This is a genomic window from Dolichospermum heterosporum TAC447, from assembly GCF_024584745.1.
Lineage (GTDB): Bacteria > Cyanobacteriota > Cyanobacteriia > Cyanobacteriales > Nostocaceae > Dolichospermum > Dolichospermum heterosporum.
Genome location: NZ_CP099464.1, coordinates 3,870,193 through 3,892,584, shown reverse-complemented (window position 1 = coordinate 3,892,584; position 22,392 = coordinate 3,870,193). Strand labels below are relative to the sequence as shown.

General features: G+C 37.5%; 18 protein-coding genes. 10 read left to right on the top strand and 8 right to left on the bottom strand.

The genetic code is table 11. The features are described from left to right. Positions 1-94: 94 nt before the first annotated feature. Positions 95-319: a hypothetical protein gene (locus NG743_RS17355; RefSeq protein WP_257120552.1), complete on the top strand. Its 225-nt coding sequence runs from the start codon at positions 95-97 to the stop codon at positions 317-319. Between the two features lie 115 nt (positions 320-434). Here NG743_RS17355 and NG743_RS17350 read toward each other — a convergent pair whose 3' ends face one another. The 3 genes from NG743_RS17350 to NG743_RS17340 all read right to left on the bottom strand — a co-directional run bounded on the left by NG743_RS17350 (position 435) and on the right by NG743_RS17340 (position 3,031). Beyond that, positions 435-836, bottom strand: a complete 402-nt coding sequence (locus NG743_RS17350; RefSeq protein WP_257120550.1) for a type II toxin-antitoxin system VapC family toxin — start codon at positions 834-836, stop codon at positions 435-437. 7 nt (positions 837-843) lie between these two features. Continuing rightward, positions 844-1,140, bottom strand: coding sequence for a hypothetical protein (locus NG743_RS17345; RefSeq protein WP_096670183.1), 297 nt, complete (start codon positions 1,138-1,140; stop codon positions 844-846). Between the two features lie 169 nt (positions 1,141-1,309). Continuing rightward, positions 1,310-3,031, bottom strand: a complete 1,722-nt coding sequence (locus NG743_RS17340) for a serine/threonine-protein kinase (RefSeq protein WP_257120549.1) — start codon at positions 3,029-3,031, stop codon at positions 1,310-1,312. A gap of 98 nt (positions 3,032-3,129) precedes the next feature. Here NG743_RS17340 and NG743_RS17335 point away from each other — a divergent pair, with 98 nt between their 5' ends. Then, a complete protein-coding gene (locus NG743_RS17335) occupies positions 3,130-4,809 on the top strand; it encodes a WD40 domain-containing protein (RefSeq protein ID WP_257120548.1) in 1,680 nt (559 codons plus the stop codon). Between the two features lie 94 nt (positions 4,810-4,903). Here NG743_RS17335 and NG743_RS17330 read toward each other — a convergent pair whose 3' ends face one another. The 5 genes from NG743_RS17330 to NG743_RS17310 all read right to left on the bottom strand — a co-directional run bounded on the left by NG743_RS17330 (position 4,904) and on the right by NG743_RS17310 (position 13,571). Further along, complete coding sequence (locus tag NG743_RS17330) at positions 4,904-7,924, bottom strand: type I restriction endonuclease subunit R (RefSeq protein ID WP_257120547.1); 3,021 nt, start codon at positions 7,922-7,924, stop codon at positions 4,904-4,906. Between the two features lie 24 nt (positions 7,925-7,948). After that, the gene (locus NG743_RS17325) at positions 7,949-8,680 is read right to left on the bottom strand and encodes an HNH endonuclease family protein (protein WP_257120546.1); all 732 of its coding nucleotides are present in this window, start codon (positions 8,678-8,680) and stop codon (positions 7,949-7,951) included. Positions 8,681-8,682: 2 nt separating this feature from the next. After that, on the bottom strand, positions 8,683-10,017 hold the full coding sequence (locus NG743_RS17320; protein WP_257120545.1) for an AAA family ATPase: 1,335 nt from the start codon (positions 10,015-10,017) through the stop codon (positions 8,683-8,685). A 189-nt stretch (positions 10,018-10,206) separates the two neighbouring features. After that, positions 10,207-11,532: a restriction endonuclease subunit S gene (locus NG743_RS17315; protein ID WP_257120543.1), complete on the bottom strand. Its 1,326-nt coding sequence runs from the start codon at positions 11,530-11,532 to the stop codon at positions 10,207-10,209. Further along, positions 11,529-13,571, bottom strand: a complete 2,043-nt coding sequence (locus NG743_RS17310) for a type I restriction-modification system subunit M (RefSeq protein ID WP_257120542.1) — start codon at positions 13,569-13,571, stop codon at positions 11,529-11,531. Before NG743_RS17310 ends, NG743_RS17315 begins: the two co-directional genes overlap by 4 nt. A 2,022-nt stretch (positions 13,572-15,593) precedes the next feature. On the opposite strand from NG743_RS17310, the gene NG743_RS17305 reads away from it, so the two are divergent. The 8 genes from NG743_RS17305 to NG743_RS26945 all read left to right on the top strand — a co-directional run bounded on the left by NG743_RS17305 (position 15,594) and on the right by NG743_RS26945 (position 22,294). Continuing rightward, positions 15,594-16,904 carry a glycosyltransferase family 4 protein gene (locus tag NG743_RS17305; protein ID WP_257120541.1) on the top strand — a complete coding sequence of 437 codons (1,311 nt, stop codon included), beginning with the start codon at positions 15,594-15,596 and terminating at the stop codon, positions 16,902-16,904. A gap of 190 nt (positions 16,905-17,094) precedes the next feature. Then, positions 17,095-17,520: a hypothetical protein gene (locus tag NG743_RS17300; protein ID WP_027402531.1), complete on the top strand. Its 426-nt coding sequence runs from the start codon at positions 17,095-17,097 to the stop codon at positions 17,518-17,520. 1 nt (position 17,521) lies between these two features. Beyond that, the gene (locus NG743_RS17295; protein WP_027402532.1) at positions 17,522-18,484 is read left to right on the top strand and encodes a GDP-mannose 4,6-dehydratase; all 963 of its coding nucleotides are present in this window, start codon (positions 17,522-17,524) and stop codon (positions 18,482-18,484) included. A gap of 301 nt (positions 18,485-18,785) precedes the next feature. Continuing rightward, positions 18,786-19,679: a Uma2 family endonuclease gene (locus NG743_RS17290; RefSeq protein ID WP_257120539.1), complete on the top strand. Its 894-nt coding sequence runs from the start codon at positions 18,786-18,788 to the stop codon at positions 19,677-19,679. Between the two features lie 325 nt (positions 19,680-20,004). Next, positions 20,005-20,760: a Uma2 family endonuclease gene (locus tag NG743_RS17285; protein WP_257120538.1), complete on the top strand. Its 756-nt coding sequence runs from the start codon at positions 20,005-20,007 to the stop codon at positions 20,758-20,760. Positions 20,761-20,781: 21 nt separating this feature from the next. Continuing rightward, a complete protein-coding gene (locus tag NG743_RS17280) occupies positions 20,782-21,399 on the top strand; it encodes a hypothetical protein (protein WP_027402535.1) in 618 nt (205 codons plus the stop codon). A gap of 64 nt (positions 21,400-21,463) precedes the next feature. Beyond that, positions 21,464-22,075 (top strand): retropepsin-like aspartic protease, encoded by a 612-nt coding sequence (locus NG743_RS17275; protein ID WP_027402536.1) that lies wholly within the window; start codon positions 21,464-21,466, stop codon positions 22,073-22,075. Between the two features lie 108 nt (positions 22,076-22,183). Then, positions 22,184-22,294 carry a hypothetical protein gene (locus NG743_RS26945; RefSeq protein ID WP_371316427.1) on the top strand — a complete coding sequence of 37 codons (111 nt, stop codon included), beginning with the start codon at positions 22,184-22,186 and terminating at the stop codon, positions 22,292-22,294. Positions 22,295-22,392 lie beyond the last annotated feature (98 nt).

Genomic DNA, 22,392 nt, shown 5'->3' with positions numbered 1-22,392 from the left:
TTTAAGGATTTACAGGATTTATGAGATGTTGTTGGTAAATTAATCAGTGGATTTATGTTAATTCGAGAAAGATAATAAAGAATGAGAATATAGAATGACATTTAAAGAACAACTGGTTACAGAAATTGAATCAATGACGGAAGAAGAAATAGCAGAAGTTCTGATGATGGTTAAAAATATGAAAATAAAAAAAGCAAAAACTCCTCAACGTCAAGGTTCAGGTAAATCACTTTTACGTCATGTTGGTAAGTGGCAAGGTGATGATCTTAAAGATTGTTTACAAGCAGTGTATGATTCACGTGGTTTAGCTGAATTTTAATTATATAATATATTAACAATTGGTGATAAAATCTCTATTTTCATCCTGTAAATCCTTAAATCCTGGACATCCTGATTCAGACAATTAAATTAATTCACCCAATTAATAACTTTTATCACTGCAACCAATTCTCCAAACTCAAACCCTCAACTCTTGTTAAATCACTATCATTAGAAACAACCGTTAAACCTTTAATCATTGCAGTTGCAGCAATTAAAACATCTTCAGTTTGAATTGGTAAACCCTTTAATCTTAAATTCGCATGAATTTCCGCAGCTTTTTCTAAAATTGCCAAATCATCTAAGAAAATAATAGGATAGTTTTGGCAAAATTTGTTAAATCTTTCTCTTTGTTTGGGAGCATCAACCGCTAAAAATCCTCTTCTCATTTCAAAATAGGTAATGCAGCTAATAGATATACTTTTTCTTTGAGCTTTAATATCTTCAATTCTTTCAGTAACTTGCAGATTCCTCCTAATAGCAAAGGAAACTATATTTGTATCTAACAAATAATTCATAAATTACCTATTTTCGTTTAACTGCGTCATCAAAAATAGCCATTTGTTCAGGAGTAAAATCATCCCCTATTTTTGATAATATTTCTACTGACATTATTCCATCACAATGTTTTTTTAATTCACTATCTGACATATTATTAAATTCTTCAAATGCTAGATTTTTCTGAAAAAGTTTAACCAAATGCTTGACTATTTCTGAATAATCAAGATCCTCTTTAAATAAAGGATATTCTTCTATTAAAAGAGATACCACTTGCTCAATTCTTTTAATTATTGATTCTTGTTTAATATCACTTGATAACATAATCATTACCTCTAATCTTAACTATTTTAACAGTATATCATATATCGTCACTCATAATCAACCTACTATTAGCATCCTGTAGTCAGAATCAGGATGTACAGGATGATGAAATAAAAGCAATTTTGACGCTGCTGATAGCTGTAAAAATTCGTGAAAAGGGGATGTCATATTAATTACCTTCTTTAATCTCAAAAGAATCAATCATCTTTTCCACCACAGGCCAGGATTGATCATATTCCTGTTCTGGGGCTTTATATATAATATAGTAGGCTTTCTTTAAATTCATAGTCCCACGTTCCAGCACCTTTAATGTACAGCCCTTTTCTTTACGGGTATGAGTAATCTGATATGCGTCAGAATTGCTTAATTTTGGTTCTTCATTAGCTTTTTCTAATGTATTCAATTCATCCTGAATAATTGTTTTGGTAACTATTCTTTTATAGTCTTCTAAAGATACAGCTTTACCTAAATCAGCAATATTCACACTAACTTCTAAAGGACAATTATCTGGTTCAGATTTATCATTGCGAGAAAATTTAACTTTCTCTTGTTCATCTGTTTGTCCAGGTGTTGCTGTCCATTTGTCAGAATATTGGATGACAAAACTCATGTATTTTTCTGGGTGAGTGTAAGATTTAGTTAATTCTTCTTTCCCAGATTTTAATGAAGATACAACTTTAAAACCAATAAATGCAAAAGCTAATGATGTAGCAATTCCAGCAATGATGACGAATTTACCCGATAGCAGACTTCGTTCTATAACTTTATTACTTTCATCTTTTTCAGGTGTAATTTCTATTGTATACACTGATGAAATTGTTCGTATTGTATTTTTGAAGTTATTTAATCTTTTTTCACTTTCTTGAGGAATCAATTCCAAGAAAAGTTTTCTCAAGGGTTGAATATTGGTTTCTGGATTGCTAATTACTAGATTAGAAATACTACCACTAGAACTATTAGGAATTTTTTCAGTAGACTTTATCGGTTCTATAGATTTTAATGCTTTTAACGCATCTGCGGCTGTGTTATAGCGAGTTTTTTGATAATCATGATGTACCATTTTATCAATGATACCAATTAGTTTTTGGGTAAATTGTTCATCTAATTGAGATTCTGCAAGCAAATGTCGCCATGTAATTTGACCATCATCTTCAAACTTAATACTATTATTATCATATTGCCCTAAATTTGGACAAACACCTGTTAAGGCTTGAATACCAATCATCCCTACAGCAAAAACATCAGTATTATACCTGTAAATACCATCAATACGTTCGTGTGGCATATATTCATTAGTGCCAATAACTCGACTTAGTAGATGATTTTCCATATTATTCATGTCTTTAACTGTACCAAAATCAATCAAAACGAGTTGTTGATCACTTTTTCTTCTGATTAAATTTGCTGGTGTGACATCACGGTGAACTAAATGTTTCTCCTCCTGGATAAATTCCAAAATTTCCAAAATATCATGGAGTATTTGCCAAACTTTACTACTGTCGAGTTTCTTCGTAGGTGGGAGTTCTTTAGTTAGTTGTTCACCCTCTATATATTCTTCGACTAAATAAAAATCTTGTTTGACTATTAGTAATAATCTGTAATTGATGACAAAATAATCTTTTAATTTGGGAATTTGGGAATGTTCTAGTTTATTGAGATGTTCTGCTTCTCGTTTAAATAATCTTTTTCTTTCTTCAAAATCATCTCTATTTGAGTTTTGTTTAGGCTTGAGGAGTTTGACAACATATTTCTGATTTTTATTAGAAATATCTTCAGCTAAATAGATTTCACCAAAACCACCTTCATTTAATTTGTCGAGGATTTGATATTCCCCCTTTTGACCTTTGAGGACTTGACCAATTAAGTTTTTGTTATTAAAGGTTGATATCATAATATAATTTCCAGTTAAAAATGTAGGATTTACTGAAATATGGCTATTTTTTACTTTACCTGTCAGTATGTATTTAGACAAGTTTTATTATTGACTATATGATTAAATTTACTTATGGGTTGCCAGTAGCGTTGCTGGGTGCGGCTGTGGTGGTGGTTCAGTCACAAAGGGTGGCAGCTTCTATTCCTCAGCAAGTTCGGGATATTGCTGATAAAATAACAGTTCGCATTGATGGGGCTAATACTGGTTCGGGAATTATTATTAAAGGTGAAGGAAATACTTACACTGTTCTCACTTGTTGGCACGTAGTAGACAAGAAAGGAAATTATACGGTGAGGACTGGAGATGGTAAAACCTACCAAGTTAATTACAGCACGGTTAAACGAATTGGTAATATAGATTTGGCAGAATTCCAGTTTACCAGTAATGAAAATTATCGTCCTGTGGAGATTGGTAATTCTAGTCAAGTAACTGCTGGAAGTACGGTTTATGCCTTTGGTTGGGCTGCACCTGACCAAGTAAGTAAGGGACGGGAATATGTGCCTTTAGAGACGACTGCCAGGGTTGTGATTCAGCCGGTGAGTGAGTATGCTTTGGTTTTAAATAATATTATTGTGAAACCGGGAATGAGTGGGGGTCCGATTTTAGATGAACAGGGTCGTTTGATTGGGGTTACAGGACTATCTACATTTGATGCGAGATTAGAAACAAGGGATTTTTTAGGGATTCCCATTAATACGTATAAACAGCTTGCTGGTAGTGGAATATCTCGGAAACCAGAGGAAATAATTACCGAAACTAAAAAACCGCGAGAAATACGTAATAATACACTTACTGATTTTACTCTTGCCCAAACCCTTACAGGTCATTCTGACGCGGTTAATTCTGTAGCTATAAGTCCAGACGGGAAGACCTTAGCTAGTGGTAGTTGGGATAATACTATCAAAATCTGGAATCTAGCCACAGGTCAACTAATCCGCACTTTATCTGGTCATGATAGCTTTGTTAAGTCTGTAGCCATAAGTCCAGATGGTAGGACTTTAGCTAGTGGTAGTGAGGACAATACTATCAAAATCTGGAATCTAGCCACAGGTAAACTAATCCGTACTTTATCTGGTCATTCTGACGCGGTTTTTTCTGTAGCCATAAGTCCAGACGGGAAGACCTTAGCTAGTGGTAGTAGGGACGGTAGTGACTATACTAAAAATAGGGATGGTAGTGACAATTACGATTCTCCATCCAAAACTATCAAAATCTGGAATCTAGCCACAGGTGAACTAATCCGCAGCTTATCTGATTATTTTAGCTTTGTTACATCTGTAGCCATAAGTCCAGACGGTAGGACTTTAGCTAGTGGTAGTGCGGACAAAACTATCAAAATCTGGAACCTAGCCACAGGTGAACTAATCCGCACCTTATCTGGTCATTCTAACTGGGTTTATTCTGTAGCTATAAGTCCAGACGGGAAGACCTTAGCTAGTGGTAGTTCAGACAAAACTATCAAAATCTGGAACCTAGCCACAGGTGAACTAATCCGCACTTTATCTGGTCATTCTAACCCGGTTTTGTCTGTAGCCATAAGTCCAGACGCGAAGACCTTAGCTAGTAGTTCAGACAAAACTATCAAAATCTGGAATCTGGCAACAGGTGAACTAATCCGCACTTTATCTGGTCATTCTAAAACCGTTGGGTCTGTAGCCATAAGTCCAGACGGGAGGACTTTAGCTAGTGGTAGTTGGGACAATACTATCAAAATCTGGCGGGTGTCTGGGCGTTAATTTGTCTGAATCAGGATTTACAGGATTAAAGGATTTACAGGATGAAATGAAAAATCAGAAAACTTCAGTCATAACTAAACATAATTAGACAATTTTATTTACTATTAATTATCCGCTTATAAACTTCCCCAACTAACCAATCTGCAACCACCTTCTGAAAATCACGATCATTCATATAACGGGCAAAAATCGCTTCATTTTGATCAACTCTCTCCACAAACAGAGATTCTAACATCTGACTAAAAAGCAACCCAAACTTATCAGCAGAATTTACCCGTGCAGCTTGTTGTAATTCATCGGAATTTGCAGCAGTTTCTACAATTTGATCGAAAAATAATTGATCAGCTTGGTTAAAATCAGTACCAAAACGATTATTAATAATATCAATTAGCTGTGATAATTTAACAGTGGTTTCTCTAGCAATACCTGTTCCAATATCCTTTGGTCCATCCAGAGGATGAGCATTACTTTTCCTTAACTCTATTGAACCTTCACTAATTTTCTGGAGACGGTAATACTCTAGCTGGACTTCGCTATCAAAATCATACTGCGCTTCCTGGGGACGACGTGGCAATTTAGATGATAGATAACGCAAAAAAATGTAAAGTCGTTCTAAATCAGAATCTTGGTAGGGTATAATCTGACTCAAAAAACTGTACAAATTCCGAAAAGCTGTGAGTTTTTTCCGCCAAACTTTCGCTTCCTCTGGTTTCTCATGATCGAAAATACGGAAGCGGTCAACTGCTGGATCAAGTGCTGCATTCATCCCTTGATGATCAGCCGGACTTTGACGCTGTTTTGGTTTAAAATAAATTTCGCAAAACCTTTCTACTTCTTCATGCAGATATATTCCTAAAGCCTCAAGTTCGCTTTGGAGTTGGTACAGTTGTTGAGGATCTGCTTCTATTCCTAATTCTGCTCCTTCATAAAACTGCTGAAATGCTTGGCGAATTTCTTCGCAGTCGTTCACAAAGTCTAAGACAAATGTATCTTCTTTCCTGGGATGGATACGATTAAGTCGAGAAAGGGTTTGTACTGCTTGAATACCTGACAGTCGCCTATCAATATACATAGTATGTAGCAAAGGTTGATCAAAACCAGTTTGATATTTTTCCGCTACGAGTAAAACCTGATATTCATTACTAGCAAATTGTTCTGGCAATTCTTTCTCTCGAATGCCTTGATTCATTTCCTCTTCACTGTAGGTTTTGTCTTTAATTTTGTCGTCTGTGACTACACCAGAAAAAGCTACCAGCGTTTTGATCGCATAGCCTTTTTCTTGGATGTATTTATCAAAACTCTGTTTGTAGCGCACTGCTTCTAAGCGAGAGCTAGTTACTACCATTGCTTTGGCTCTACCACCAATTTTATGCCGGGTAAAGGTGTTGAAGTGTTCCACCATTATTTCTGTCTTCTGGGCAATATTATGGGGGTGTAGACGCATAAAACGAGCTAGGGAACGGGCGGCGTTTTTGCGTTCTACATTGGGATCGTTGTTACTGGCTTTAATCAGGTTGTAGTAAACTTTATAGGTGGTGTAATTCCGCAAAACATCTAGGATAAAACCTTCTTCTATGGCTTGACGCATGGTGTAGCGATGAAAAGGCTCTCCTTGACGACCAAAGAATTTGAGAGTTTCATGTTTTGGTGTGGCGGTAAAAGCAAAGAAACTCAAGTTTGATTGATGGGAACGTTTAACTAAATTGCGGAAAAGTTCTTCTAAATGTTCTAGTCCTTCTTCTTGGGCGCGGTTACGTGCTTCTGCTTGCAATGCTTGTCCGCCTAATACCCCTTTTAACTCGGTGACGGTTTCCCCAGATTGGGAACTGTGTGCTTCATCTATGATGACTGCAAAGCGACGGGTAGGCAAAATACCGCTACTTTCTTCGTTGCGTTCTTCTGCTAGTTTGATTAATTGGCGTGTGACAAAGGGGAATTTCTGTAAAGTGGTGATAATGATGGGAACGGCACTTTCTAAGGCTTGCGCTAACTGTCGGGAGTTATCATCAATTTTTTCTACAACCCCTTGACGGTGTTCAAATTGATAAATAGTGTCTTGTAATTGCTGGTCAAGGACGCGGCGATCGCTAATTACTATGACACTATCAAAAATTCGCTGGTTTTGGTCGTTGTATAAAGATGCAAGGCGATGAGTCAGCCAACCTATGGTGTTACTTTTACCGCTTCCGGCTGAATGTTCAATTAAATAATTTTGTCCTACACCTTCACCCCTAGCCGCATCTACGAGTAAGCGCACAGCCTGAAGTTGATGATAGCGGGGAAATATCATGGTTTCTTTTTTGAATTTGCGCCCATCATCGTCTCGTTTTTCTTCTGTTTGCAAATGTAGAAACCGAGCTAGGAGATCAAGTAAACTATCCCGTTGTAAGACTTCTTCCCACAGGTAAGCTGTGCGGTAATTACGTCCTGCTGTGTCTGGTGGATTACCTGCCCCGCCATCGTATCCTTGATTAAAGGGCAAAAAGTGGGTAGCTTCTGCCGCTAGGCGTGTTGTCATCCAAACTTCTTCGGTATCAACTGCGAAATGTACTAAGGTGCGGCGTTTAAACTCAAAGATGGTTTCTCTAGGGTCACGGTCTTGACGGTATTGCTGTTTGGCGTTTTCTACTGTTTGCCCTGTCAGTGGATTCTTTAACTCTAGGGTGATAACTGGAATACCATTAAGACTCAGGGTAATGTCAAGCGATCGCTTTTTTTCCCGTTCACTGTATTCTAGTTGTCGGGTGATACCCACACAATTGGCAGCATAACGGGTTTCTAAGTCTGAGTTGAGTTTGTGAGCAGCTTTGAAGTAAGCTATCCGCAGGGTGCGACCGTAGCATTTAAACCCATGACGTAGGGTATGTAGTAAGCCGTAGTTGTCCAGCCATTTACACAGGTCTGTTAGCACTTGTTCACCTGTTTTTTCTTTGTGCAGTGCTTCTAGTTTTTTCCACTCTTTGGGTTGAGTTTGTTGGATAAATGCGATCGCTATATTGGGAAATAGGGCGCGAGTGCGATCGAATTTATCTGTAATTTTCACATAGCCATGACTGAGAAGGTGATTTTCAATCACGCTTTCAAATGCTGTTTCACCATCTCTGCCTATATTCATTTGCGCCTTTTCTAATTTTAAATTTTATTTTTTGTTTTTAGATGCAGCAATATACTCCAGTCTTTTAATATGTATTTCTAATGCTTGAATTAACACAAAACAGAAAGGTTCTAATCTACCTTCCTGTTGAGATTGTAGCTTTCTCAATCTGGTGCGTGCATCTTTAATAGGAAGATTATTTTTCAAACCGAGAGTGCCTTGAATTGCTGCTTTACGCAGCTTTTTAAGTTCATCATCCTTTAGTCCCAACTTATCAATAGTAGTTTCTGCTGCTTTATCTCCCGGTTTATGTTTTATCTCTCCCTTTAAATTGAATAAGAAACGATTTTCACAGGACTGATCTAAAGGAGATACAAATAAGGCTTGTTCTCCTGTTATGTAATTAGGCCAATTTCCTTTCTGTTCCCCAGCAAAAGGAGTTTTGTGTTTAGCGTTCGGACCTGGATAGGAAACAACCATATTAGTATATGAGACTGTTTCCTCGGCACTACAATAGTCCTGAGCTTTTACATGATCAATATGACAATCACATTTATCATATGTTGTTCCGTTTACTTCTAATTCTTCATAGCCCTTGATACGAATACCACTATAGGCACATAGCCAACCTTGTTCTTCGACTAATGACTCAGTGACAGCTTTTGTGACATCTTTATCTTGACGCATTAAATCATAGTTAAAGTTAATATCATTGGCGTTACGTATACGCCACTCGATCAATTCACGGGGTTCATTATTTTTCTTAATCCATCTCATATTTATATATCTACATCCTCTGCTAAAGCTTCAAGGTTATTAATACTTGCTTCCAGACGAACTACTTCACCGTCATATCCCTGAATCATGTCTTTCAACTGTTCCAGCCTATTGCGAGCCAGTTCAAGTTCACCTTCTTCAAGGGCATCTTCTACAAGGTTGATTTGAGCTTGGGTAGTTGCATTACGTGATTTAGTTCCCATTAATTCCTCAAGAATCCAATTTGAAGCCAAACCAAATCCTTGAAGTCCTTTTTCAAGTAGAACAATTCCGTTATCTTCTTTTCTGATTAAGGTTAAACCTGGTGGCTTGACTTCGCCTATAATTAGTGGTGAATGGGTTGTAGCAATAAATTGACAATTAGGAAATGTTTGGGTTAATTGGTCTACAATTGTGCGTTGCCAGCGTGGGTGTAGGTGCAAATCAATTTCATCAATTAAAACAACAGCTTTCCCATTCTCTAGCGGATCTTCTAAATTGGGATTTGCTTGACAAAGCCTTCTTGCTAGGTCTAGTACCAAGGCCAACAGTCCACGCTCACCGTCTGAAAGTTGGGTAACATTAATTGTGACTCCATCTTTGTCTAGGATTAGTGTAGTCTTAGTCTTGAGTTGGGAATCATCCCATTTCATTACCCAAATTAACGAGATTGCAAGATTTTTAAACCCATTTAAAATAGCTAATATGCAAAAATAGGATACTTTCTTCGGTTGAGGAGCAGCGGATAGACTAGTACACCCGGTTAAAAACTTTATTACAACGTTTTTCATAATTTCAAGACGTTGCTTTGCCAATGTTCTGTCCTCACCTAAAAGAGCATCCTGTACCAACCACCATTCTGCAAATTCGCGGAGACGTAGCATTCTATGAATTAATGCCTCAGCAAAAGCAGCAGACTGATTACCTGCGCTATTTTTCTTATTCAGCACTTTTTCAACAGGTACAGAGCGTCGCGTAGAAAAATAAACTACCAGTGGTTGTTCATCAGCATTTTTTAAAGGGTAAAGAATATTCTCATTATCTGGCTTAAACTCAACTTTATGACTTTTACCCCTGGTAACATTACAGATAAAAGGAATGTCAAACGCTTGAAATTTAATCTTAACAGCAAGTTGATCTCGCCCCATCATGATGTCATCAACCTCAAAATTGAGGCGTTTATCTTGATAGGCAGTAAAGTTAGGTAATACTCTTGACAGTGCAATCCGCAAAGCATCAAGTACACTAGATTTGCCTACACCGTTGATACCAACGAGTAGATTCATACCCGGTTGAAACTCAAAGGTTACTTGCTCAAAAGCACGAAATTGAGTGAGAGTAAGAGATTTAATTTGCATTTTTATAATACTGTCACAGTAATCTGTTCAGTAATTGCTCTATAATCAGTACAGCATTTTGCTGACTTTAATAGTTTACATCTATTGCAGCATATTGGGATCATGTATCAATTAAATTTTTCTTTTCTTAAAAAATTGATTCATTAAATGAAGTGAAAAATAAACATTGACTAATATTGACTAAGTATATTAGGCTGCTACTTTAATTTGTCCGGTAACTGCTGCTGTAATTAGTGCGGTGCGTCGTTCTTGTAAATAATTGATAGTCTTTAAAGCAACCTGAGATAACGTATCAATCGTACTTATTTTTTCTTTAATAAATGAAACGATCTTAATTTGTTCCTCAATTGGAGGTATAGGAATTAATAATTCACGAATATCACTTTGTGTAATATTGTTTGCTAGTCCTTCTGCACCACTCACAAACTGTAAAATTTGCTGTCGAATAATTAATGACCCCATTGTGATGACAAAAAAGTTAGCATCACAAATTTCAGTATTAAGCCTAAGCCTAAAAATTTTGTCTGACAGCAACAATCTTTCATTAGGTTGATTTTCTACAAGTGCTACTGAACCTATTAAGTCTGTAGATCCACTTGCACGAGACATCAGAATATCATCTTTTTTTACCTCAATTTCTAAAGGTATCTCAATTTCAGGAGGCAGAGTTTTGTTTTCTTGAGGATTAAAAATACCACCATTGACACATCCTGTTTTTAATACTCCCCATTCTCCTTCCTGTGCTGGAAAGTTATAACATTGTGGTGAAAAGCCAGTATCAATACCATGTATCAAAAACTTGATTCTTTTAATATTCCAATGTTTTGGAATATGTCCAATCCATTCAACACCAGAATCACGCATAGGAATATCAGGATTTAACCCACAAGTGATAACATTAGTAATTAAGGATTGACGCTTTTCTGTCAGTAAATCAAGCAGATGCTCTTTGGCTGAGATGAGTGTGTCTATTTTAGCAGTTTCATGATCAAGGTAATTTGCGATCGCACGTTGTTTAGATAGTGACGGACAAGGTATATAGTGCGATTTAATTTTTTCTGCATTCAAATTGGGTTGACCACCACCGCTTGCAAGACTCAATAGATAGTCTCTTGATGCTTGAAGAGTATATGAGACATATCTGGGTTCAAAGCAAATCGGTTGTGCTAATGCACAGACAGCCTGATTAACGCAAGCGGGTATACCAAGAATTGCTACCCGTCCTATAGTTGCACCGTACATTGCAATTAATACTGTGTTTTCAGGGAAGATTTTTAAAGCTGAAAATTCTGCTATTGCTAGTTCACTGACTGTTTGTGTTGTAGACGTAATAAAATTTTCCCGAAGTTCAGATGTAGTGACCCAAGGGACAGAACCACCGAAGTATTCCTCTTGTCCTGTAGGTGGTGTTGTTCCACTCCCGATCAAATTAAATCCATACTTAATGGGTATGAATTGCCAATTTTCGGGTATGTCACCCCAGTAATCTACTGAACGAAGTTGTGTAGCATTCAAATTATCACCTCATGAAGCAAACGCATAAACTCTTCTTCCATTTGCTTAATATCAGCATCAATTTCAGCTAAAGGTCGAGGAGGAGTATATTGATAAAAATACCGATTAAAATTAATCTCATAAGCACTGCGAATTTTATCACCATCTGCCCACGCATCACCTACTTGCGGCTCAACCTCACGGTGAAAATATCCCACAATTTCATCAGTTAAAGACACATTTTCAAAATCCCGTAGTTGCGTATCTGGCTCATACATACGCTCTAATTTGCCTTTAGCATCCCGAAACCAACCCCAAACACGCGCATTAGGTTCATCAGTCGCTTTACGTTCCTTGAGAATAACCCTCTCGGCTTCTACATTACGCTCTGTAAAAACATCCCGAAACAGCTTGATTTCTGCTTTTTTCCACTTGTTACCACGCTGCTTAATTAAACCATTCATCAGTTTATCAAACTCACTCCAATTAGGACGGGGTTCTCTTCCTAATTCTCTATCTATCGCTTGCACATCATCTAACAGATGAGGAACAGCATCTAAAAATCTGCTTTTGCGTTCTACATCCATTTGATAAAGCAAACGTAGCGGTCTTTCAATGGGAACACGATTATAACCAAAATCCTCATTATCGAAAATCTTGGAAAACTCATTTTCCTCAAAGTTTCCATACAGCTTGACAATATTACCGATTTGATCGGGTTCTCCTGCTTCTTTCTCACCTATCTTGCGGCGTTTATTTCCCAAACTGCGACGCATTTGTACATAAAAATTCCGAGCATCAATCAACTGAATTTTTCTCTTCCGATCTGACTGTTTCCGATTAGTAACAATCCAAATATAAGTACCAATTCCAGTATTGTAAAACATCTGCTCTGGCAAAGCTATAATCGCTTCTAACCAGTCATTTTCAATCACCCATTTACGAATTTCACTTTCACCACTACCCGCACCACCAGTAAACAAAGGTGAACCATTGAAAACAATTGCCAAACGTGAGCCATTTTTCCCCGCTTCTGGTTGATATGGCTCAAACTTACTAATCATGTGCTGTAAGAATAGCAAAGAACCATCATTAACTCGTGGTGTACCTGCGCCAAACCTACCAGCAGAACCAAATTTTTCGTGTTCCCTTTGTACTTCTTTTTGTTGTCTTTTCCAGTCCACACCAAAGGGGGGATTAGCTAAAAAATAATCAAAATACTCACCATCATACTGATCGTTAATTAATGAATCACCATAACGAATATCACTTTTTTCATTACTTTTTAATAACAAATCTGAAGCAGCAATAGCATAAGCACGAGGGTTAAAATCCTGCCCAAATACCCACAATTTTGCAGTTTCATGGTGTTTATATAAATAATTTTGTGCCTCTGCCAGCATTCCACCAGTACCACAAGTTGGATCAAGGAGTTTGCGAATAATCCCCGGTTGAGTCAAAATATCATCATCAGGATCAAATAAAATATCTACCATCAAGCGAATTACTTCTCTTGGTGTAAAGTGATCACCTGCTGTTTCATTAGCTGCTTCATTAAATCTGCGGATTAAATCTTCAAATAACAACCCCATCCCGATATTATCAACAGCATCAGGATGGAGATTAACATCACAAAATTTAGAAACAACGAGATAGAGAATATTAGCCTCGCGCATCTTCTCAATTTCGGCAGGAAACTCAAACCGCTCAAAAATCTCGTAAACGTTTTTTGAGAAACCTTTAATATAGCTAATTAGATGTTGATCTATATTGTCAGGATCACCTTTAAGCTGTTGAAAATCGAGTTCTGAACGGTTATGAAAACGCTGCCCAGCAACCTTGTTCAGCATTCTATCCAGGGCATTATCCTTCAGTCTACCATTGTCCCATTTTTTACACTCTGCTAATACTTGGGGTTTAGTTGAAGCAAGCACACAGTCAAAACGACGCAGCACCGTCATTGGTAACATTACACGCTCGTATTGCGGTGGGCGATATGGCCCCCGTAACAAGTCAGCAATTTGCCAAATGAAGTTGGAGAGTTGGTGATGGTCTGTCATGTGCGTCTGTTAGTGATCTGCCTATTATATCCACATTTCAGGTAAGCGGAACGTAATACTAAAACAGATTGCACAGGCAAAGTCACCTTGTCAACAGTCGGAGATGGTGGGATAGGAACTTTTGGAATTCTGAATCTGGTATTATTAGTTTTTTGATGCCGCTAAAGGCTTGTAGTGTAAGGCTTTAAGAAATTTTCCAACTTTTTTATTTGTAAATCACATTTAACTTGGTCAAATTTTCCAACTTTATTTTTGTTATGGCGTTCAGCCGTTAACGTAACAATAAGGGTTTTGAGCTTATAAATTTTCCAACTTTTTTATATTTCTACATCCTTTAGGCAAACTACGTTGTAGAGACATTTCCTGAAAAATCTCTACAACAGCATTAAACCATCCTGTAATTGATGAGATTGCTTTACCGTTCTATAAGTAATTAGACAAAAATATTTACAGTCATTGCGAGGGAAGGGAAGCAATCACAACCCTGGCGATTGCTTCATTTCACTTCGTTCCATTCCCAATGACATTGTGTAATTAATTCTGTCTGACTACTTATATCGAAGTTAAGGTAATTCACATTGATTTAATATCAAGACTTACGCAAAATATTCCTCAAACCCTCATTTCTCTGTGTTCTCTGTGTTCTCTGTGGTTCGTTATTCCGTGACTCGTGCATAAGTCCTAAATAAGTAATTAGACAAAAATATTTACAGTCATTGAGAGGGAAGGGAAGCAATCACAACCCTGGCGATTGCTTCATTTCACTTCGTTCCATTCCCAATGACATTGTGTAATTAATTCTGTCTCACTAAATATCACTAAAATTAATAACATTGACAGGTCACATATCACTTTTTTGTTAATTTGTCAATAGAAAATTTTTGCGATCGCTCAAATTAGATCACTTCTGAGCAAATTCATGGCTAAAATTGTCGAGGGAATAGCTATGAATTTTGTAAAGTTTTGTATTAGCCTGGGAAATTAATTTCTGAAACTACTGTCAATAAAGGGTTTGAGACTAGCATCTTCTGGAAGACCTAAAATTGACAATAATATCCTAATTATGAAATTCTCTGAAATTATAGCAAATCGCTGAAAGTATAGCAACCTCGTTGATAAATAGAAAAGATTCTCAACTAATTCTTAAGGAAATATAAAGGCAAGTTGCTAAAAGTTATAAATATCAAAAGTATTATTGATTTTCTATAATTTAAGCTTATCACATAGCCATGATGAATAATATATCTGATAAATAAGTAGGTGAACCGAAAAATTTAAAGGTATGTGAAGAAAAGTAAAATCGCCCAAAACTCTCTTCCTGTTCCCTGTTCCCAGTTAAGAGTTCCCTGACAATTTTTAACGCCAACCTACTTAGCATCTAGGATAAAACTAATAGCATACTATTAGATTATAACTGTGCGATAGCGAAGCACTGCTGCAAGTAGTTCGCTCCTTCAGTACACAAACCCTAAATTTATCCAGATTAGCAGCTTTCAAAATTACACAATGTCGTTGCGTTAGCGTTGCGTTAGCCATATGGAACGAAGTAAAATGAAGCAATTCCAAGGGTTATGATTGCTTCCCTTCCCTCGCAATGACTGTAAATATTTTTGTCCAATTACTTATAGGGGAAATAATTGGTTTATTTATCGGAATTAAACCAATAAGCAAGCCTAATGATATGTACTTCTGCCATACTTGACGATAAGCGTGGAAGATGATACAAGATTGTATGAGGGAAAAATTTTGACTACATCAGTCACTTTTATCTAGTTTGGTTGTCTGTAAATTTATTTAACGGTTTTATATAAGCAATAAAACTAGATAGAAGGCAGAAAAATTCAAATTTTGATCCTGATAGTAAGGGAACACCAAAAAATAAATTACCCAATTTTGTGGGACAGTCCGGATGCCCATCCTTGATGATTAGAGGGCTTTTCGTCCCGCACTACAAGAAATTTTTGGTATTACTTTAATTGGCAGTCCCTAAGTCAAAATTAATATTTAACAAAAATTTACACAATGTCTAACCGAAAAGGTTATGTAGTACCCAATGTGCATTCCCTAATAGGGGCTGAACAGCCTTCTAAAACTAGTGATAGTTTACGTCATAAGCTAACTACTTTGTCTGTGATCACTGAGTTTTTTCCTCCAGACTATGCGGCGACAGGACAGTTAATTGAAGAGCTAGTCAAACAGTTGGAGAAACAAGGAATTAACATTAAAGTATTCACTGGACAACCAGGATATGCTTTTAATACCGCTCAAGCCCCAGCCTTAGAACAATTAGGCCATGTTCGTGTTCAAAGATCCCGATCTACTCAGATATGGTCTAATAGGATTCGCGGAAAAGCTGTTAATGGTGTTTTATTTACATTGCGGGCTTTTTTGCATATGATCAGGAATGCTGGTAAAAATGATGTGTTTTTATTAACTTCAGCACCTCCTTTTTTATCAATAGCCGGATATTTAACTCATTTGTTCTTAAAATCTGCCTATGTATGTTTAATATATGATTTGTATCCAGATATTGCGATCGCTTTAGGAGTAGTATCTCATAAGCACTGGTTAGCCAAGGTTTGGTGGGCAATCAATCGCCAGATTTGGCAAAAATCAACAGGAATTATTGTCCTGAGTCCTGCTATGAAAGAGAGAGTCGTAGCCATCTGTCCAGAAGTAGCTGATAAGGTGTCTGTAATTCACAATTGGGGAGATCCTGAGTTAATTGTCCCGATTGCCAAAGAAAAAAATTGGTTTGCTAAACAACATAACTTGGATAGCATATTTACAATTCTTTATTCTGGCAATATGGGTAGGTGTCATGATACAGACACCATTTTGGCAACTGCTAAACAATTGCAAGATGAAGAAATTCAGTTCGTTTGTATTGGTGGTGGACCCAAACGGGAAAGTTTTATTCAAGATGTCAAGCGGTTAGGATTAAAAAACTTTCTTTTTCTCCCCTATCAAGAAAAAAGTGTGCTACCGTATTCCCTGACAGCTTGTGATTTGTCATTAGTGAGTGTACAATTAGGTCTCGAAAGTTTAGTTGCACCTAGCAAACTCTATCCAGCCTTAGCTGCCGGAAGACCAATAGCCGCTATTTGCCCAAAAGATTCCTACCTGCGACAGTTAATAACAGATGGTCAGTTTGGTATCAGCATTGACAATGGAGATAGTGATAGTTTATCTAAATTTATTCTCAACTTAAAGAGCGATCGCCAACTTGCAGAAAAAATGGGTAATGCCTCCCGTGAATATTTGCAGTCAAACTTTACGCCAGAAATCATCGCTAAACAATATATCAATGTCCTAGAAAAATCTATAATTTGAAACCTCACTCCAGCCTAATCGGCATCAGTGTGTGAATAAATTCAGTAAATTTCAGACAACTCAGTTAACAAAATTTAATACCTCAGACAACGTTGAATCAGGAGTTGGGCTTTGATGGTCTTTTTGATCTAAGTCCCTCCCTTACAACCTTCTTACGATCTATTGTTTAGTTAGTGATCCGGAGGCCTAAGTGCAGAAAAGGTGTGAGCGAAATCGGAAACGTTCCCAACGGAGAGCCATTTATTGTCCCATACATAGTTGTTACATAGATAGTGTTAGCCAAAAACACGGACTATTTGCCGAACAAGCCGGACAACTACAAGAACGCGGTATAGCCCGACGAGAAGCAATGATGTTAGTAGCAGCTAAAACTACAGTTTCTTTACAGGGTGAGTGGTTAGAGGCTTTTTGGTGCGAAGAATGCCAAGAAACAAAATGGTATCATGTGCGTAAGCATGAATCAAAATATGAGATATCTCTTGCCCCAGCCGAACTTTGGCAGCAAGCAACAGGTGTCATTCATCCCCATCGCAATCCTTCTGTGGGAGAATTTACCTATAGGCAATCCCGAATGCTTGGTGGTAACAGTGTTAAAGACTTTTGGGTAATGAACTGACATGAAAAAAGCTCTCATTTGTGGAGTATCTGGACAAGACGGATCTTATTTAGCACAATTGCTGCTCAATCGAGGCTATACAGTTTGTGGAACATCCAGAGATGCCCAAATATCACCTTTCCAGAACTTAGTTCACTTGGGTATTAAAGATCAAGTAAAGCTGGAGTCAATGTCCTTAACTGACTTCCGCAGCGTCTTACAGGTACTCACAAAAATCCAACCAGATGAAGTCTATAATTTAGCAGGACAAACTTCCGTAGGTTTATCTTTTGGACAACCTGTAGAAACTTTAGAAAGTATAGCCACAGGGACACTAAACTTATTAGAAGCTATTCGCTTTTTAGGCGCAACCATTAAAGTTTACAATGCAGGTTCGAGTGAATGCTTTGGTGATACTGGCAATGTAGCAGCAGAAGAAAATACTGCATTTCGCCCCAGAAGTCCTTATGCTGTAGCTAAATCTGCTGCTTTTTGGGAAGTAGCTAACTACCGAGAAGCTTACGGTTTATTTGCCTGTTCAGGAATATTATTTAATCATGAATCTCCCCTGCGTCCAGAAAGATTTGTCACTCAAAAAATTATTGCTACTGCCTGTCGGATTGCCCAAGGTAGTCAAGAAAAATTATATTTAGGCAATATGTCAATTCAGCGGGACTGGGGTTGGGCGCAGGAATATGTGGAAGCCATGTATTTAATGTTGCAGCAAGATCAACCTGATGATTATGTAATTGCAACGGGAGAAAGCACTTCCTTAGAAGATTTTGTCGCAGCAGCATTTACATCCGTAAATTTAGAGTGGCGTGATCATGTGGTGGTTGATAGTAGCCTATTCAGACCTACAGATTTGGCATTCGGTAAAGGTAATCCCCGTAAAGCCAAAATCCAATTAGGATGGGAAGCTAAATATAAGATGGCAGATGTGGTGCAAATGATGGTAAATACGAGGTTAGCTAGGTCAAAATAAGATCCCCGACTTCTGAGAGAAGTCGGGGATCTGAAACTCCAGGGTGGCGCTAATTGAGATATACTTTGTTGATCTTGAAAGCTTGGGGATTGTAACTTTATTATAAGATAAACAATTAAAGGGAAAAAATGAGCGAAAATTATCGAGCGAACTGCTTGCAGCAGCGTTTCGCTATCGCCCTTGAAGAATATAGACTATTAATTTTTATTTAGTGAATTGATTTGTGTATTAGCGATTTATAATCGCCGATAGCGTAGCTAAACTCATAGATAATCATCCAAAGCATCAGGAGAACAAATCCATGGCAGCAATTACAGCCCGCGAACTAGAGTTGCAAATGCCCGATGCCAGTAAACTTTTAAGTGATGAACCAGAAATGGAAAGCTCCCTGCACTATATGCAACTGTTATTGCTAGTCACCTGCCTAGAATGGGCATGGCAAGAGCGGGATGATTTTTTCATTGGTGCAAACCTGACCATTTACTTCAGTCGCCAACAACTCAAAAATCGTGACTTTCGAGGTCCAGATTTTTTCCTCGTCAAAAACACCACCAGAGAACCACGCAACTCATGGGTGGTCTGGGAAGAAGACGGACGTTATCCCGACCTGATTATTGAATTACTGTCCGACTCCACCGCCAATGTAGATCGCACCACCAAACTAGACTTATACGCAGAGAGATTTCATACCCCTGAATACTTTTATTTTTCACCAGAAACCTTAGAATTTGCAGGCTTTAGACTAGAGTTTAATAAATATCGCCCCATCACGCCCAACGCCCAAGGATGGCTATGGAGTGAAGCCCTGGGCTTTTTCCTGGGTATTCACAATGGCCAATTGCGTTACTTCTCCTTAGAAGGCGCTATCATCCCTACTCCCCAAGAATCCGCCAAAGATGAAATGCTCAAAGCCAACCAAGCAATTCAAATAGCAAAACAAGAATCCCAAAGGGCTGAACAAGAATCCCAAAGGGCTGAACAAGAATCTCAAAGGGCTGAACAAGAATCCCAAAGGGCTGAACAAGAATCCCAAAGGGCTGAACAAGAATCTCAAAGGGCTGAACAAGAATCCCAAAGGGCTGAACAAGAATCCCAAAGGGCTGAACAAGAATCCAAAGGGCTGAACAAGAATCCCAAAGGGCTGAACAAGAATCCCAAAGGGCTGAACAAGCTAACACGGAATTGTATGAATTAAAGCAAAAAATGCGATCGCTGGGTATTTCTCTTGACTAAGGGACTTCCAATTAAAAAAATACCCAAAAATTTCTTGTGGTGCGGGACGAATTGCCCGCTAATCATCAAGGACGGGCAGATAAGAGTTACAAAAAATAGATTCGATATTGTCCGAGAGTGACAGAACCGGGATAGTATTGAACAGTGAGTTGGGCTTTGATGGTCTTTTTGATCTCAGTCACTCCCATAAGCGTAAGCGTGCCGCAAAACGTAGGGAAGTGTGTGAAGTATATCACACAGATAGTTGAATCTTGGCAACAGCGATTAAATACAGGAGATAATTAACAATGTATCAAAGTGATGTGTATAGCAAACCTAGCTATGAGCCATTACCTCCTCACCAAACACTGCCAACGATGTATGATTTACCTAGCGAAGATCCAGAGGAACCAGGGTTGCCAGACGAATTTCACCTGTTACAACCAGAATTGCTGCGTAGTACCTTTCGTCCGCCTTCTTATGCAGAAGATAATGTATTTACAGGTAGTGACTTAAATTTATACTACGACAGCAAGCATACACAATGGTATAAAAGACCAGATTGGTTTGCAGTTTTGGGGGTATCCCGTTTTTATGAACAAACAGAACTAAGATTAAGTTATGTTACTTGGTATGAAGGAACATATCCCTTTGTGGTAGTAGAATTAATATCTCCAGGAACAGAGAACGAAGACTTAGGGAGAAATTTACGGGAAGTTAATCAACCACCTAATAAATGGACGGTATATGAGCAAATTCTCAGAATCCCTTATTATTTTGTCTATAACCATACTGACGAGATTCACTGTTATGGTTTGGTAATGAACCGTTATCAACCCCTCTCTATTAATGGATTAGGGGTATGGCTAGAAGAAGCTGAATTGGGTTTAGGGTTATGGGAGGGAGAATATCAAGGTCTAACTAGACAGTGGTTACGTTGGTATGATCAAGAGAATAATTGGTTGCCTACACCAGAAGAACGAGAAAAGCAACGGGCAGATTTAGCTGAAGCAGAATTAGCTAAACTAAGACAGTTAATAGCAGAACAAGGAATTAATCTGTAAGCAAAATTAAGGTTATAAGAAATGGCTTATAGTGACTTTACTCTAGACAGAATCACTAAAATATTTGGCATTAATATTGAAGAAAGAACAAATTTTTTCACCGCTTTCGACCAGTTAACAGTTGATGCTTTTTTTATCAAATACTTACAAAATAATATTCCCTTAGCTCAAGCAATTAGTACAGAGAAAGCCAAATCAGAAATGATTATTGCGCCTGTTTTAATTGAAGTAAGAAGATTATTAGATAATAAAATTAGTTTATTCTCAGGAATTGATTTTAATGTGAATATTGAGCAGGGTTTAAATGGGTTTTGCGATTTCTTAATCGGTCTATCATCTCAACAGTTATATGTAACATCTCCTGTGATTGCTTTGGTGGAGGCGAAAAATGATAATCTTAAACAAGGATTCGCTCAATGTATTGCAGAGATGATTGCTGCTGCTCAATTAAATCAATCGGAGGGAAATAATGTTGAAAATATTTATGGTTGTGTTACCAATGGCAATCAATGGGTATTCTTGCAATTAACTGGTAATCTAGTGATAGTTGATTTAGATGAGTATTATATAAATCAACCAGAAAAAATTATTAGTGTATTCGTGAGTCTAATTAAGTCAGAGTTAGAGTTAAGTAGGTGAACACAATAAAACCAATCTATGTAAAGAAAAGTAAAATCACCCAAACCCTATTCGCTCTAAGGAAATGAACGAAAAATACAATAGTGCCAAAGAATGGCGTAAAGCAAATTACCGAAAACTAAAACAATATCGTGGAGAATGGATTATTTACACTAAGGATGGTGTAATAGCTCATCACCAAGATTATAGAATCATGACACAGCAAATTGACCTTCAGAACTTAAAATCTTCTGACTACATCACTGAGCGGATCTACGAGAACGAATTTGTTGAGCCAGTGAAGTTTTTCCCAGTGCGTTTTAGAACAGTCAAAAAACATGATTGGCAGCCAAAATACGAAGTCTGTCTAACTTTTCAAAATTCTAAAATCCTGGAAATGCTTGTAGATTCTGGTTCGGATATTAGCCTAATTACATTTTATTTAGGCACAGACTTAGGATATGCCCTCTCTCAAGGAGAAGTTCTGAGTAATGGAGAAGGAGTAGGGGGGAGTGTACAATATGTACTCCGACAAGTTGAAATGCAGATTGATGATTATACCTTTTCTGCTCCTGTTGCCTGGTTACAAAGTGAGGATTGCCAAGAAGTTTTATTGGGTAGAGAAGTCGTTTTTGATTTATTTGATATTGAATTTAAACAAGCTGAAGAGAAAATCCTATTCAAATATAGAGGATAACTACTGGTAACTTATAAAAGAAGTGTGTTATGAGTTGTCCTGACTCCCCAGTATCGTGCACAGGCAATTATTAATAGTGCGGAAACAGAGGAAGAATTTCGGCGACTCTTGGATTTAGTAGAAGCTATACTTGTGAATAAATTCCCACAACTTGGTACAAAGGAGATTTTGCAAATGCTAAACCTGAAAACAGTAGATGTAACCCAAACACGGTTTTAAGCTGTTGTGCATTTAGTTTGCGATCGCTAATTGATAAAATCTCAAATTAGTCAGTGGAGAAATTCTTTAGCCTTCACTATATAAATAAAATAAGAACA